At 35.9% G+C, this 16,197-nt stretch carries 13 protein-coding genes; 6 read left to right on the top strand and 7 right to left on the bottom strand.

The features are described from left to right. Positions 1 to 209: 209 nt before the first annotated feature. Entirely contained in the window at positions 210 to 875 is a 666-nt protein-coding gene (locus AC2G3J_RS08285) for a YccT family protein (protein WP_336950766.1), read from the bottom strand. Between the two features lie 1,437 nt (positions 876 to 2,312). On the opposite strand from AC2G3J_RS08285, the gene AC2G3J_RS08280 reads away from it, so the two are divergent. The 4 genes from AC2G3J_RS08280 (at position 2,313) to AC2G3J_RS08265 (ending at position 5,840) form a co-directional block, all read left to right on the top strand. After that, on the top strand, positions 2,313 to 2,576 hold the full coding sequence (locus AC2G3J_RS08280; protein WP_336950765.1) for a hypothetical protein: 264 nt from the start codon (positions 2,313 to 2,315) through the stop codon (positions 2,574 to 2,576). Between the two features lie 552 nt (positions 2,577 to 3,128). Further along, complete coding sequence (locus tag AC2G3J_RS08275; protein ID WP_336950764.1) at positions 3,129 to 4,283, top strand: hypothetical protein; 1,155 nt, start codon at positions 3,129 to 3,131, stop codon at positions 4,281 to 4,283. Positions 4,284 to 4,292: 9 nt separating this feature from the next. Next, positions 4,293 to 5,159, top strand: a complete 867-nt coding sequence (gene thiM, locus AC2G3J_RS08270) for a hydroxyethylthiazole kinase (RefSeq protein ID WP_483770940.1) — start codon at positions 4,293 to 4,295, stop codon at positions 5,157 to 5,159. 171 nt (positions 5,160 to 5,330) lie between these two features. Next, positions 5,331 to 5,840 (top strand): DUF4240 domain-containing protein, encoded by a 510-nt coding sequence (locus AC2G3J_RS08265; protein ID WP_483770939.1) that lies wholly within the window; start codon positions 5,331 to 5,333, stop codon positions 5,838 to 5,840. A 37-nt stretch (positions 5,841 to 5,877) separates the two neighbouring features. Here AC2G3J_RS08265 and AC2G3J_RS08260 read toward each other — a convergent pair whose 3' ends face one another. The 6 genes from AC2G3J_RS08260 to aceI form a co-directional block, all read right to left on the bottom strand. Beyond that, entirely contained in the window at positions 5,878 to 6,261 is a 384-nt protein-coding gene (locus tag AC2G3J_RS08260; protein WP_004719658.1) for a 5-carboxymethyl-2-hydroxymuconate Delta-isomerase, read from the bottom strand. Between the two features lie 543 nt (positions 6,262 to 6,804). Beyond that, positions 6,805 to 8,259 carry a SulP family inorganic anion transporter gene (locus AC2G3J_RS08255; protein WP_483770938.1) on the bottom strand — a complete coding sequence of 485 codons (1,455 nt, stop codon included), beginning with the start codon at positions 8,257 to 8,259 and terminating at the stop codon, positions 6,805 to 6,807. 397 nt (positions 8,260 to 8,656) lie between these two features. Next, entirely contained in the window at positions 8,657 to 9,070 is a 414-nt protein-coding gene (locus AC2G3J_RS08250) for a hypothetical protein (RefSeq protein ID WP_262086329.1), read from the bottom strand. A gap of 23 nt (positions 9,071 to 9,093) precedes the next feature. Continuing rightward, a complete protein-coding gene (locus AC2G3J_RS08245; protein ID WP_004822190.1) occupies positions 9,094 to 10,809 on the bottom strand; it encodes a DEAD/DEAH box helicase in 1,716 nt (571 codons plus the stop codon). A 131-nt stretch (positions 10,810 to 10,940) separates the two neighbouring features. Further along, positions 10,941 to 13,010 carry a hypothetical protein gene (locus AC2G3J_RS08240; RefSeq protein WP_483770937.1) on the bottom strand — a complete coding sequence of 690 codons (2,070 nt, stop codon included), beginning with the start codon at positions 13,008 to 13,010 and terminating at the stop codon, positions 10,941 to 10,943. Between the two features lie 584 nt (positions 13,011 to 13,594). Beyond that, positions 13,595 to 14,020, bottom strand: coding sequence for a chlorhexidine efflux PACE transporter AceI (aceI, locus tag AC2G3J_RS08235; protein ID WP_004822192.1), 426 nt, complete (start codon positions 14,018 to 14,020; stop codon positions 13,595 to 13,597). Positions 14,021 to 14,167: 147 nt separating this feature from the next. On the opposite strand from aceI, the gene aceR reads away from it, so the two are divergent. After that, positions 14,168 to 15,058: an HTH-type transcriptional regulator AceR gene (gene aceR / locus AC2G3J_RS08230; RefSeq protein WP_034618362.1), complete on the top strand. Its 891-nt coding sequence runs from the start codon at positions 14,168 to 14,170 to the stop codon at positions 15,056 to 15,058. A gap of 88 nt (positions 15,059 to 15,146) precedes the next feature. Further along, on the top strand, positions 15,147 to 16,130 hold the full coding sequence (gene tal / locus AC2G3J_RS08225) for a transaldolase (RefSeq protein WP_483770936.1): 984 nt from the start codon (positions 15,147 to 15,149) through the stop codon (positions 16,128 to 16,130). Positions 16,131 to 16,197: the final 67 nt, after the last annotated feature.

Raw genomic sequence — 16,197 nt, 5'->3', positions numbered from 1 at the left:
ACGCAAAACAAAGTACAGTTTTGTTTGTAGCACAAGATTGGTATTTCCCTACAAAAGTGAGACATTGCCTACACAAAGATATTTAAATTTTCAAGAAAAGATGGGGAAGTGCAAACTCCACAGAACTATAAACTAACTTTTATAAAATTGTATTATTCAGTTAAATACAAAAAAAGACCATCGAAATGGTCTTTCACATGTACTCAAAATTATTGCTCAGCTAACCAAGTCATAAACTTCTGACGTTCCGCCTTACTTGCATTTTGCCAGATTTGAATCAATTGGCGATCTGCTGAATTGGCATCACTTAAGGCTTGAGTGGTCTTAGTAACTGTGGTTGCTGCTGGTGACTGGCTTGTCGTTGTTGCATATACAGCCGCTGGTTGATTTACTGGCGCTTTCTTACTTGAAGTTAAATCAATCACTTTGCCAAATAACCCAGAACCTAACCAAGGCTTCGCTTCAGTATTTACACCAGTCTGTTGTACCACGAGGCGATTTTTATTGTCATAAATCGCAATCGTTGGTTGTTCTGAATACTTTTTTGCATCTTCAAAACGCTGAGGCGGATTCACTAAAGCAATTTTATAAGTTTGACCATCTTTTAAATCTGGCGCTGTCACTGTGACTACACCCGATTTTAAAATATCGTGTTCACCATTTAAATGTTCAAAATATTGCTGGTAACGAACACTTACTGCAACTTGACCTGCATCGACTTTATATTCATTCTTTTTACGGATTAAACCTGAATTCACTTCTTGATCGTTCACCGCCAATACTACAATTTCTTCTGGCGCAGATAAGGTGACTGCTGCAAAAACTGATCCGCTTAGCATTAAAGCTAATGCAGCAACGCCGTATTTAAATGCCATATTGCTCTACTCTTATGTCAAAAATATGTAAAATTTATTGCACTATGCAATGTCGTGATGACAGTTTTATGACAATGGTGATTTGTTCTAATTTTTATAATGAAAATATTTTCATTTTACTTATCACATAATTTCTCATTTACTGGAATAAAATCATTCATCTGCTTGTCCTGAAATCACATTTTAAAATTATTTCTTCTTATCTAAAACTAGATCCTTTGAATAGCACACATTCAGAATAAGCATAACTCTAAAAACAAATTAAAAGGATGTTCCCCATGAATAAGAAAACCATATCCTGATTTAAAGCAATAATAACGAGATATATCATTATTATTACAGCTGTTTGTCGTAGCTTATGCCACACAAACTATATATAGTAGCAACCGGTTACGCCACTCAAGCTAACCCTGTACAACGCTCAAAAAATACCCGTAGAAAAATTGGCCACAGTTAGGCAATTAGCTATAAATACATATAGTCATCACTAATCAAAATAAAAAATAGTGCTAGCAACCAATGCCTTTATTTTGATGTATTACGATGCACTCAGTCATATAACCTAAAATTCTTCTGGTCAAATCTGAGTGTTTTTTAGTCAATAAGGTCCGTTCTACCTATGAATCAAACTCCTCATTGTCTAATGCTTTGACCCCTCTTTAAATGTCACCAATAGTCAAAACATCATTATTAGAGGGATGAATGTACCGACATTAAAGGCCACCATTGCCCAAGCCAATGATGAATGAATTTAATGGACAAGCCAATGTTATGGCAGATACTGGTGGACTCAGTATCATGCATCAACATTATGATGCGCACAATATCTGACTGGCTATAGACCTACCCTGACACAAGCGTTTCAATTACAAAAATTGCGGATGAAGAAACACTTCGATTAGGCATTTATTCATCAAAATTTAAAAAAATGGCTAAAAATACACCATCAGCTTTGGTATTCATGAACAAGAGAAAATCCTACAACCGATGTGGGATAAGTCATTAATACGCGATTTTGCTAAACTTAACGATTTTATAGTGTCACTCTGTTTAAAAAATTTAGGCTTACGTGGTGATATCCTTGTGGGCATCAATAAATTTAAATTAATGTTCACCCCTATCTCATTATTCCAGCACCACTCACCGCAACCAATCTGGCCAATGTGCAACATCGTATTGCGATTGTACGTAATGGTTTCAATGTACTGAATAAATGGAAACAAAAGATATTCTTTGTGTCATGGAATCCAACCATCAGTTGCATATTGGCAAGGGTAATGGCTTATAACAACCCTTAGGTGCACGATAAATCCTAAACCGTCACAATGCAAAACATTACACTTTTTTCAAAGCGACTACATTTTGAGCACAGTTCTTGCTTGTTTAATATCGTGTATATCGCACAATAAAAATACTCAACAAAAAATGAGGTGCAACATGATTTTTAAAGACCATATAGTTCGTGTTGAAAACATTAAAACGATGCAGATGCTGGATAAAGCTAAGTTAGATCATCAAGTTATTGCGATGTTTATGACTTGCGAAGGCATTCCTTTAAAAAGCAGTGAAGTGACTGCGCTTTTAAAGGAATATGAAATGCTAGGACAGCACAGAGTTCCAGCTAAAAAAGCCAAGGCATTGCTTCAAGCTAAAATGGAGCATTTTGAGGATTCTGAATTACCGTGTCCTGCTGCTTACTAAGGCATATAACCATTAGGATTATTGTTTAAATCACCTTTTATCGGTAAATAGAATCAATAGATACGTTCTATTTACCGCATTTAAACCATATACAAGCTTCAGTTCTCCAAGGCCCCACATCGTTACTTTTGCAATGGGATTATAAATATTTGCTTTTCAAAATGATAATACAAGTCAGACTGCGCTATTTGTCCTGCAATAATTCTGAATGGTCAATATGTTTTGACGCAACGAAGCGACCAATATAACGGTTCTCAATCGGGTCATTTTGAATATTTTAAGTTCTTTGAGCAAGAAAATACCATAACAGCATTCTACATACGGACCAGAGGGAAAGATTAAAAAATGATCTCATTTAGAAACATCTAAACTTGCACTCAACTGGATTGAATCGTTGAGATTTAGTTTTTTGAATATCATTGAATAACAATACAATGGCTTCAATCATGATCGAATATGTATATTTTATAAAACATTCAATTTAAGCAATCAGCTTTCATCTATATAGATGTGTATAATGAAAAGTCCTTAATAATTTATACATTTATCTCTATGCTTCAAATTCTGCAAAAACAGCTGGATGAAAGTACATTTTGCCCGCTTTGTCAGGCAAGTATGTATTATGTTGAAGCTGAAGAATTTGAGAAAGAAGTCAGTTTTCACCAATGTAGCCATTGCAATCATCAAGTTTTTCAAAACAATCAACGTAACTGTCATTGTGAAACATGTCAAAGCAAACGGCGTAAACTGATTAAAGAAACTCGCTTGCAAGAAACCCGTAAGCTAAAGAAAAAAGATAACTTTGAATTAGGTTTAGACCAGCTCAGTTTTTTACATAAATTATTTTTACTGAGTATTTTAGACAATCAGGTGCATGAAAATACCAACCATCAAGAGTTTATTGATTGGGAAGTAATTAAATATCATCCCATTACACCCAATTACTATTTTCAAAGTCAACTTCTCAATCAGCTGATTAAAGATAATGTTTTTGTCGCCAAAGATTTTAGCGATGATGCCCACCAATACTATATCAACGTTCGTTTGGATGGTTATTCTGAACCGAGTATGTTTAGTATTGCAACACAACTACGCCATTGGTTCTATGAGAATCTAAGCCAAGGTATCCCATTTAAAACATCCGATGAAGTGAAAAATGCACTCTATGTTGTGCTGTATCAAGAAATTGTACAGTTTACCCAACATTATTGCCGCACGTGGGGTATCCAGATTTCGGGTAATAAAAACTTCCAAATCTTCTGTTATCACCTACTCGACACATTGGCCGTTGGGCAAATTTTCTATCTTATTCAAACTGCGCTTGAATATTTATATCAAAAAAAGGCGCTACAAGTTCGTAACGAAAACTTTATAAATACCAATATTCTCAAAAAAACAGTACAACAATATAGAGAACGTGCAATTGCAGAAAAATGGGAAACCTCAACCCTGCCACGCCCACCGAATATTCCATTGAGTAGAATGAGTGAAATACTGTTTTATCGGTTTTTAGGCTACGATGAAGGTATCTTCTTTCAACCTGTGTGGAAATCATGGAAAAAGATCGAACCCCGGTTAAATTTCTATTCACAAAAGCGCTGTATGTATTGTGGCTCAAACGAATTGACAGTTGAGTACGATGCACAAAATTATGTGACATTATTTTGTCGCAGTTGCAAACACCAAGACCACTACTTTACTCAGTAAGGAGCATCTATGAATCATCCTGAAAATATTACCCATTCTCAAACGGATCAACTTCATACACGCACTGATGTCATTTTGCAAAAAGTTGTGGATGCTTGGACTGAGTTGCAAACTCAACAGCCCTTAGTCCAGTGTATTACCAATAGTGTTGCAGCAAATTATGCTGCCAACGTCTTGTTAGCTGCTGGGGCTTCACCGGCAATGATTGATAACCCATTTGAGGCTGAAAGCTTTGCGTCTATTGCTGCAGCATTAAGTATCAATGTGGGAACGCCTACGTCTGAACAAATGCAGGCCATGCAGATTTCAGCACAAACTGTAACAAGTAAAAATATACCGTGGGTTCTCGACCCTGTTGGTTATGGTGCATTTCTCAAATGGCGCAGTGAAATGGTCGATCAATTGGTTTTGCTTAAACCGAGTATTATTCGTGGCAATGCTTCAGAGATCAGTACACTTGCCGGTAATCAGGTTGAATCCAAAGGTGTAGACAGTACTGTTTCGAGTAATGAAGTCTATTTGCAAGCTTTAGCACTTTTAACCCATACTGAATGTGTTGCAATTTCTGGTGAATCTGACTTTATTCTTTCTAAACAGCTCAATAGCGTGATTCAGGTTAATGGCGGAAGTTTTTTACAGCCTAAAGTTACGGCAACAGGTTGCGCTTTAGGCGCATTAATTGCAGCGTATAGTGCAGTCACAACAGTCACGATCGCAGCAGTCTCTGCACATATCCATTTTGCGATTGCAGGAAAATTAGCTTTTGAAAAAGCCCAATCTGTTGGGAGCTTTAATGTCGCATTTCTAGATGAAATACATCAAATGAGTGCGGATAAAATTTGGCAATATGCTGATATAGAAGTCTTAAGTCTTTAGAGTACAAATATAAACTTGCTTTTAATCATTAAAATTAAGCTTAAACCGATTATGAAACCACATATGTCATTACAAGAAGAAAAATTGTTTTGGGACGCAATAGACCAGTCGAACCACAACAAAGATGCTCACTAGTCTGACTATGATATTGACCAGCATTTACAAGATCTTGTGCAATATTTATCTCAGTTGGATAAACAACAACTGATTATTTTTGAAAAAACACTTCAGCTCAAACTCTCACAACTCTATAGCGCTGAAATCGCAGAACTCTCGACAATTCTAGAATCTGAATTTACTGAAAAAGATGGTATTTTCAATTTCGATGCTTATCTATCAGATGATGGTTTTATTTATTTTAGATGTTGGTTAATCCTCAAAGGCAAGGATTTCTTTGATGACATACAAGAAGATATTCAAAACTTTGTTAGCAGAAAATATAGTTTTGATATAGGCGACACTTGGGCTGAGGGTCTACTCTATGTTGCTGATGAAGCATATAGCGTTCATTATGAAAATGAAGAAGAGTCTGAGATTCGTGATGCAGTATATTTACAACATCCAGAACATCACTATGATTTTGCAGCAGGCAAGATTGAAAGAGATTTACTCAATGGTGTTGAGTTACAAGCACGATATCCAAAACTGGTTAAAGCAATATGCGAACTTAGAAATAAATAAGTAAAAGATTGGGGCTTATCTTTTAAGCCCAATCTGATTATTTTTGCACGAAAACTTTTTTATAAATTTCTCGTGGCATTTCAGCAAACTCTACACAGAGCTGAATTTCTAAACCCTGTGCAGAATAATCTTCAAATGACTGTAAAAATTGCGATAAATTTTCAGTCATTAAATCTTTTTGTGGTTCAGTACGACCACTTAGACCTTGTAAACGTACGAAAATAAATGCTTGATTACTCTGCTCGCCACTTTCATCCCCAAAGCCAATCAAATAATCCGAAACTGATTGAATACGGGATTTAATATCATGTGCTTGCCCCACTAAACCTGTATCAAACAGTGCATGATTTAAGCCCAACATCAATTTCTTTTTATCTAAATTTTGAATATTGTCAGAATAATCAATAAACATTTGTGGCATGGTATTAACCGTTTGAAAGCACTAGATATTGATAAGAATTATAGCATTAACATATAAAAAAACTGTAAAATTAACGCTAAATTAACATTTTAGCGCTTAGATTTATGAGAACGGTAAAAGAAAAAGCAAGTCGTAGAGGTGTTATTTTTTTTAGCTTACTTTTAGCTCTACAAATTTACTTCCAAATACTAAATTTTCTAAATGATAAGGAATTCGAGATAAATCAAATACTAATCTATATTTCGTTGATTTTAATCTGTAAATATTACTTTAAGTTTGAATCTTTTTTAAAAGCTAGACATTGGGCTTAAGTTAGCATCTTAATTATTTCAAAAATTTTATTTTTTTACACTACATTGATTATATTTTTCAGCTGTATCAATATTCCACAAGCTAAAACCATTCTCACTTGCTGATTTTAGTTTTAGCATTTGTGGCATATATCCCATAAATGAATCTTAGCTAATTCATATTACGAAGCACTTGCATAATTAAGATTATACCGATTTTAGAGACTCTACATAAATATAGAGTCTCCTTAATTTAAATTCTGGCATGTGTGCCATACTTATCGATCATAATTGAACTCGCTTCATTTAAACCACGTACTGTGACGTTGATTCCATTCTTACGAAATTTGCTTACAACAGAGTCCAACATCGCAACAGATGTGACATCCCAAATATGGGAGTGAGTCAAATCAATAATGACATCTGAAATTTTCTCATTGAAGTCAAAACTTTGCATAAATTTTTCAGAAGAGCTAAAGAAAATCTGACCGCTTAAATCATATAAACGTGCTGAACCTTCAAAAGTAGACTTCACCTGAATATCATCTTCTAATTTAATGGCAAGAAATAGCGCTGAAAGCAAAACGCCACTGAGTACACCTAATGCGAGGTTATGAGTAGCCACGACCACTATGACGGTCACGATCATCACAGCATTACTACTTTTAGGATTTGCTTTAAAGCTAGTTAGAGAACGCCATTCAAAGGTACTAATAGAGACCATAATCATTACAGCAACCAATGCAGCCATCGGAATCACTTTGAGCCAGTCACTAATAAATACAACAAGAATAAGAAGAAAAATACCCGCTGAGAATGTTGATAAGCGAGAAAAACCGCCTGATTTCACATTAATCATAGATTGACCGATCATTGCGCAACCCGCCATTCCTCCCATAAAACCAGATGCAATATTCGCGATTCCTTGCCCTTTGCATTCCTGATATTTATCACTTGGTGTATCAGTCATTTCATCCACGATCGTCGCTGTCATCATAGATTCAAGTAAACCAACTGCCGCTAATGCGAATGAATACGGCAAGATAATTTTCAATGTTTCAACATTCAAAGGGATGTCTGGAAGTAAAAATATTGGAAGCGTATCAGGCAAAGCCCCCATATCCCCAACTGTTCGCACATCAAATCCAAGACTCATTGCCAATATCGTAATTGCAATAATACACACAAGCGGTGAAGGCAGTATTTTTCCTAATTTTGGAATGAGCGGAAATAAATAAATGATTACCAAACCTAATGCAACCAAAGCATAAACATGCCACGTCACATTCACAAATTCAGGCAACTGAGCCATAAAAATTAAGATAGCTAAAGCATTCACAAAGCCAATCACTACAGATTTAGAAACAAACCGCATTAACTTCGCTAACTTCAAATAGCCTGCAAATATTTGAATCACACCCGTTAAAATTGTTGCAGCAAGTAAATATTCAAGGCCATGCTCTTTTACTAAAATGACCATAAGCAATGCCATAGCGCCTGTTGCTGCCGAAATCATTGCTGGACGCCCTCCAACAAACGAAATCACGACGGCGATACAAAATGATGCATATAAACCCACTTTTGGATCTACACCAGCAATAATTGAAAAAGCAATAGCTTCGGGGATGAGTGCAAGCCCCACAACAAGTCCAGCAAGCACATCCCCACGGATGTTAGAGAACCATTGTTCTCGGATATTAGATAACATAAATAGCGCCTATTTTTTTGATTTTTTGATAGGCTAGTGATGTGATATACGACACACAAACGACTACACCACATCACTAGACAGTGATGAGTTATTTACAAATTAGAAGAGGTAAATAAACTTAAGGTGGCGTAAATGTCATAAAAAAGCACTGGTTTTGAAGGAAGTTAAAGTGCGAGTATAGCATCCAAATTTACTACACAGCTATACGATGCTGAAATTCACTTTAATTTTAGAATAAGAATAACCATGAGATGAAACATTTCTGGATTAGGGCGCTTTATGGTTCTTTATCTCATTCAAAGCACGACATCTATTGTATTCTATTGATAGACCTTAACAAAATCATCAATAAACATCTGTGTTAATGCATTCTTTTTCACTTAAAACGATTGAATCATAAGATCTGAGATGCAACAGTAGCATTGATCACCAATTCTAGATTTTCAAAATCATCAAATTGCTCAAACTCAAAATCGATCTTGATTTTCGCAATCACTTTTAGATAACCGTCACGACTTTCAATAAATGCCAATTGGTATAAATCGACAGGATTATGGATACTTTTAATGGTAAAACACCCATTAAATGCATCACATTCATTTTCATCAAAAACCAACGTCAACCCAAGCAAATCTTTTAAAAATGGAGATGGTAGCTCCAACCCTTCAAAAGAAATATTTGAATCTATCAATTCATGCGCATAATAAAATGGGCACAACTGAAAGCTGAGATTATAACTATTAGAATATTTGCATTTAGACAAAATAGCTAAACGTGGACTTAATAACTTTTTCTCAAATTTAGCCATTAATTCATCACTAAAAACATCTATCACTCAACAAATAACAATGCCAAACGTACCTGATCATAGCCCATTTTGGGACTGGTTAAATCAACGATTGGACGCAATTTAATCGCACCATCATCATTAAAATGACTTGGATCTTGACGTTTCTTCAATTTTTTATAGATCACACGAATTTTTTCTACAACTTCTTCACCAGGATTTGCAATCGAGATATCTAAACCTTGCTCTCGATGTAAACGAGCCAAATGATTGATAATCGTCGCAGGAGTTAATCCACGTTCAACCGCAATATCCTGAATCTCATAGCCACTTTCAAACAATTCACGTGTTTCATCAAGTGTTGCCGAAGCATAATTGGTTTTACCACTATTACGCGCCAGCTTCTTTTCATTACGTTCAATTTCAGTGGTATTTAACGTCCCGCCACAATGACGAATAAAGGCATTGTGCTGTGTGGTTAAGTCTGAATCTGCATAATGCACTTCAGCTTCATTGGATAACTCTTGAAAACGGCGATCTGCTTTAATTGCAAGACTATCCAGTTCCAACGCCTGATCATTAAAACCTAACAATCTTAAACCCTGAATCGATTTAAGCCGGGATAAAGCCACATAACCCTGACCTTTTTCAAAGGTATGGCTTAAGTTGATTTCCGCGGCTTCCAAGGTCATCCCTTGTGATTTATGAATAGTAATCGCCCAAGCTAACCGTAATGGCACTTGTTGTAGACTGGCGATGGTTTTACCACCTTCATTGTCAACAGACCACGTTTCTGGCGCAACCAATAAGGTTGTACCATCGGTCATTTTGACTTTAGGCAACATTCCTAGTTCATCGTCTTCTTCAAAACCAATAACTTCACCTAAACTACCGTTGATATAGCCCATATCGAAGTTATTTTTAACGAACATAACTTTGGCATGCTTTTTAAGCGTCAACTCATCAGGTGCACGTACAGAAGATTTCAATGTTTCGATCAGCTTTTCATTACCATCTGTCACCGCTACAAATTGATGATCATCCCCTTCAATCGCATTGAGATGCTGAAAGTTGATGCTATCCACGTCCATATTGTGGGTATATAAACGCGTGTAGGTATCACCAATGTCTTGATTACGGGTGTCTTGTAGCGCTTGAATATGCTGTGGCTGAATATTCTGGGCACGAATCGCATTGAGTACGTCATTCAATGCCGAATCATCTTGACGATGCTGCTCTGTCAGGTAGCAAACACGAAATTTTGCTTCAACCCAAGCGGTTGACATAAAACAAAATTTATCTCGATTTAGTTCGCTGTTTTTACCTACAGGTGGCAACTGGAAAAAATCTCCGGCTGCAATCACTTGAATTCCACCGAAAGCATCATCAGATTCTTTAAAATATTTTAAAACTTGATTGACTAAATTTAGCTGTTTGGCATGTAACATTGAAATTTCATCAATGATCAAGACTTGGGCATTTTCTAAATGCTCTTTTAAGTATTTACGCTCTTTCATACGCTTCAAATCATCATCAGTCAGCGTATCTTTGATCCCAATACCTGCCCAAGTATGAATCGTCATACCATTCATATGTGTTGCTGCAATCCCCGTAGATGCTGTAATTGCAACAGGGACTTTGCGTGCTTTTAAATAATTGATGTACTGATTAAGCGTATAGGTTTTTCCTGCACCAGCAGATCCAGTCAAAAAGACATTTTCACCCGCTTTCATAAGTTTGAGTGCAGTTTCTTGTTTCATAACAGCCTTGAATTACCTAAACAGGATGGGACGGCTATAGCCTAACGATTTTTGTATAAAAAGTTAAGCCAAATGCATCACGAAAAGTGAATTAAAGCCAAGCAGCCCACTTAAAAATGATCTGCGTCAAACTATAAGTTTCCCAATTCTTCATTGGGTTGAATACTGCTTTTCCATTTTAAATGCTGATTTACATCATCAATAAAAGCTTGAGCTTTCAATATATAGAACTCATCAGGAATAAGATTATTGGGTAAACGCAATTGATCAAAGACCAAACGTCCTAATTTATAATAACAACCCAAAGTCATTTCCTGCGTCGCATCATCAACTTTCGATACATGAAATGCTACATATTCTCGATCTACAATCCGCGCACAATAGGACAATGCCAAACAGTGTTTAAACACCAACGACTCTTGAATAATTCGTTTTAGGCTATTCAGTTCCTCATAGCACCACTCATCAAAATAAATCTTTTGCATTGGTGCAACGCGATCCCAATGATCTACATCTATTTTTTCTTTAAGTGTCGATAAGGTATCAACAAAATAATGATGTTGATGCCAACGCTGTGCTTGCTGATATAGACCAGACCAAGTGACATTTCGCTCTATATCGTGATGATCATTAAATAAATGCATCACATAGTCCAAAACAAAGCTGTCGTATATACTAGGGTTAGATGCACGACCGATCTGCATGTGTTTCAGTTTTTTACGAAAATCATCGACTGTTATATTTTGCTTTTGCAACTGAATAAAGAATTCAGCATGTTGTTGTCGTTGCGGATCAATAAATTTAATCAGTTGTTTGGGCAAGCCCTGAGCAATGTGTTGTACAAACAGCATAAATGCTTGAATGATTCGATTTATCTTAAGGTATATTTTTTTATACATCTGCGGTTGATCTGCCAACATCAACGCAGCAAAATCCAACCATTCTTCGATATATAAATAAGAATGAGAAATCGTTTTCTTATTCGATTTATTTTCAATCTCTGTTTTTAAAAAACTATAACGATTGTTCTTTGGGTTTTTTTGCCATTCATTTGTAATTGCAAAGGAATGGCATTCAATTAAAAATAGCCGTGCTGCAATATTTTTAAAATACTTTAAAACACTTACAGTGACTTCAGGATAAATCTTTGAAGTATCAATCAAACTTAATGCTGTGATTGTGATCCGGACATTGGGGTCCTTTATATGTCGGCTAATCCAATCATTGACCTGTTCATCTTGTTTAAATAGCCAATTTGCAGTGCGCTTAAGACTACAAATTGGAATTTGTGGAACTTGATCCTGTTCCCAATATTCAGCATCTTTTTGTAAAAAGTGCTGCTTGCTCAATAAATCCTGATATTGCCAAAAACCGCGTTTCATATATTTTGTATAAGCAAGCATTTGCGGTTGTTGTTGAGCATGTACCGCCAGCAATTGATAACTTGCAAAATACTGGCTGAGTTCTTTTAAGCGTAATGATTCTGGGTGAAAAATCTTTAAAATACGCAAATAATGCGCTGGAATAAACTGATCTAAAGAAAAAATGGCCTGTTGAAATTTGGGTACCAATGACTGAATCGGTAAAAACTCTTGACCCAATACAGAATTAATCAGCACTAAATGCTTAATGTTAATTTCAACACTTAAAGGAATCGCTTTACCATATTTGGCAAAATCAGAAACATAGGCATAATCAAAATATTCATAGTGCAGCAAAATTTGATCAATACGCTCTGCATCTGCTTCACTAATATTATATAAATACTGCTCTACCCGATTTTCACCATCCACCCACTCAAAAACCTGCTCAATCAGCGTTTGGCGGATGATTTGGGCTTTGGTCTTTAAATCAGTTGGATGTATCTCATGATATTTTGTTGTATAAAAATAAATATTTTCTGAGAAATATTGAACAAAACGATTGATATTGATTTTATTTTCTAAACAACGCGGTAACTTTTCAAAATTTAAATCAAAAATTAAACCCTTTTCTTCATCAAAGTAGATATTGAGTAACTGATTTGCCAGACTGAATTTATGCTGCTGTTGATCAAACTGGAAAAAGTTGTGCGCAGTAATCTCGGACAAATAGTCAAATTGATCAAGATAAATCTTATTTAAATTTGCTGAAACCTGAAGTAATTCTTGAGCAGCAAGCTGGTGTCTATCTGGCAGCTGCTCCTGAACTGTCTGCACCATATTTGCCTCAATCCATCTCTTACATATATTGAATTTATTAGGGTCTGTTGACACTTCTTCTATGTTTGCGACAACGAGTTTTTTTAGACGATTCGAGGCACGAAATACGAAATTTAGTCAGCTAAATGAGTAGTTCGTAACGACGTAGCGACAAAAAAACTCTAGTCCCGAAGGGTTATGGTTAAAATTATCTCAGTCTGTGTTATGAAACTCGAAAATAGTCTCGCTATTCTCTTCGTTTCATGCCTTGCCTGCTCAATTTTAGCCTACAACGCAAGCCATTTATGAAATGTTAACAGACCCTATTGTAGGCGAACAATTTTACAAAACAAATTGAATTCCAATTATCTTTTGCAAAAGTTTGTTTAAACTGAGCTGTGATCGTGTAACGGGTTTTATCTTTATTGATTCTAATTTATCCATTCTTTATTCATTATTTAAAATCTATTTTAATTATATGTTATTTATTCAATTAAATTTTTATAAAAAAGATCCCCTTACTTTTCAAAAAAACTAAGGGGATCTCTATCGCAACACATTTGAAATTTTCACTAAAATTTAAAATAAATGCATTGCAGGCTTAATTAAGAATGTACAGGCTTTGCCCCCATACGCTCTTCAATCAAGTCATAGCACCATTGGAAAATAAAGGTATACACCAAAATACAGGTGGTCATTCCAAAATCCAATAAAATTGCTTGCCACAAAGACATATCCATTGCGTAAGCAACCATTGGAATCGTGGCTAACATCAAACCACCCTCAAAACCAATGGCATGTAAAATACGTACACCAATGGTACGTTTAAGTTTTCTCTTACGTTCAAATTGTTCAAAGAAATGGTTAAACACCATATTCCAAACCACTGAAGTCACGGCCATCGCAACACCTAATACACCAGTAACTTCCATTGGCACTTCAAAAATAAAACTTAATGCAATCGCTATGATCACCAATAGGATGACTTCATAGCTTAATGCATGAATAACCCTTCTTTTGGAAATCATCATTTAAAACTACTCTTTTTTGATTCGATGGATGCATTATATTTTTATAATATTGATCAATCGAGTCAGGTTCTTTCAATTTTATTGAAAGGTTGAGTGAATTGGAGTAAATTTAATGACTGAAAAACTAAACATAATGGTGCCAAGCGCATGAATATCAACCAAGAACAACTCACCATCTTTAAAACGGTGATGGAAACAGGTTCATTTTCAGCAGCAGCACGACAGCTTGGCAAAGTTCCCTCCGCTGTCAGTATGTCTATCGCCAACTTGGAAATAGACTTAAATCTAAAACTCTTTAATCGTGTAGGCCGTGAACCAATACCCACACCTCAAGCTCAACGCTTATATGAAAAAACTGAACAACTGCTGGTAGAAATGAATCAGTGGAAACAACAAGCGATTGCGCTTAGCGAAGGCTTGGAATCCTCATTAAATATCGTGGTGGTTTCAGAATTATTGCATACAGACTGGGCTGAATACATTGCACTGCTGGGAGAGCACTTTCCAACTTTAGAAATTAATATCTTCTCAGCACCACAAGAAGATGCGCTGAAAATGCTGATGAATCAGACGGCACAACTGGCATTGATGTTTGAACGTGAAATACTTGAAAGCCGTGAGCAATTTGTCGAATTTAAAAAAGAAGCCTTGGTTCCTGTTTCAGCTATTCATCACCCATTATCAGCACATAAACAAGTTACTTTTGAACAAATCCTACAATCCAGACAAATTGTCGTGGCAAGTCGTGATCGAACCATTAAACCCGAATTACTCTATTCTAAAAACTATTGGCGGACAGACAATCACCACTCAGCATGTGCTTTAATTTTAAAAGAACTGGGTTGGGGGGTACTTCCCTTAGAAATGTTTAATGAAAATCCAGAGCTCAAACATAAGTTAAAAATCTTAGATTTGCTCGATTTCACACCAAAATTTGAATATTTTGTCGACTTAGTCTGGAGTCGTGAGAGCAACTTAGGCTCAGCTGCTCGTTTTTTGATTAATCACATTCGAAATCAAAGAATTCATACAAAATAATAGGCCTTTCAGTACATTTTCCTGTTTTGCTCAAATCGCATTGTGTTATAAATAAATCACAAATATTTTAACTAAGAAATAATCGGTAATGACACAATCTGCATTAGATCAATTAAAACGCTTAACCACTATCGTTGCTGATACAGGTGACTTAAACGCAATTCAACAATTTCGCCCTTTGGATGCAACGACTAACCCTTCACTCATTACAGCAGCAGCACAACAGCCTGAAAGTCGTGAGCTGATTGAAGATGCCTATACTCAAGCAAAAAAAGAAGGTTATGAATTAGATGCACTCGTTGAACGCACCATCGATATTCTCACCGTCAAACTGGGTGTCGAAATTTTAAATATTGTAGAAGGTCGTGTCTCAACAGAAGTGGATGCAGCCCTTTCCTATAATACCGAAGAAACCATTGCCAAAGCCAAAGAGCTACTTGCATTGTATAAAGAATATGGGATAGACCAAGATCGTATTCTGATCAAGATTGCCTCTACATGGGAAGGTATTCAAGCAGCAAAAGTGCTAGAAGCAGAAGGCATTCATTGTAACTTAACGCTACTTTTTGGTTTACATCAAGCCAAAGCATGTGCAGATGCAAGGGTTACTTTGATTTCTCCATTTGTCGGTCGTATTTTAGATTGGTTTAAAAAAGCTGAAAATGTAGAGAGCTATCCAATTGAGAAAGATCCAGGCGTATTGTCTGTTAAACAAATTTATCATTACTACAAGCAACATCAAATCAAAACTGAAGTGATGGGCGCAAGCTTCCGTAGCATTGACCAAGTTTTAGGTTTAGCAGGTTGCGACCTTTTAACCGTTGCACCGGGTCTGCTAGAAAAATTGAAAAATGATCAACGTCATGTGGTTTCTCAACTTAGCTTAGACACTGAACAGACTGCTCAAGAACATCAAGAGATCTCTAAAGCTGAATTTAAACAACAATTGGAAGCTGATTTAATGGCATTCCAATTATTGCAAAGCGGGATTGACGGTTTTATCAAAGCGCGTGAACAACTTGCATTATTATTGCGCCAATCTTTTGGTCTAGATGCTGATTTTATTGACTAATCTATGTATTTAGAAGGATTTATATAAATCTAAATTGTAGATGCGCTTTTGGGTAAAATTGCACTAA

The organism is Acinetobacter legionensis (genome assembly GCF_057165765.1).
This window is presented reverse-complemented; position numbering and strand designations above follow the sequence as displayed.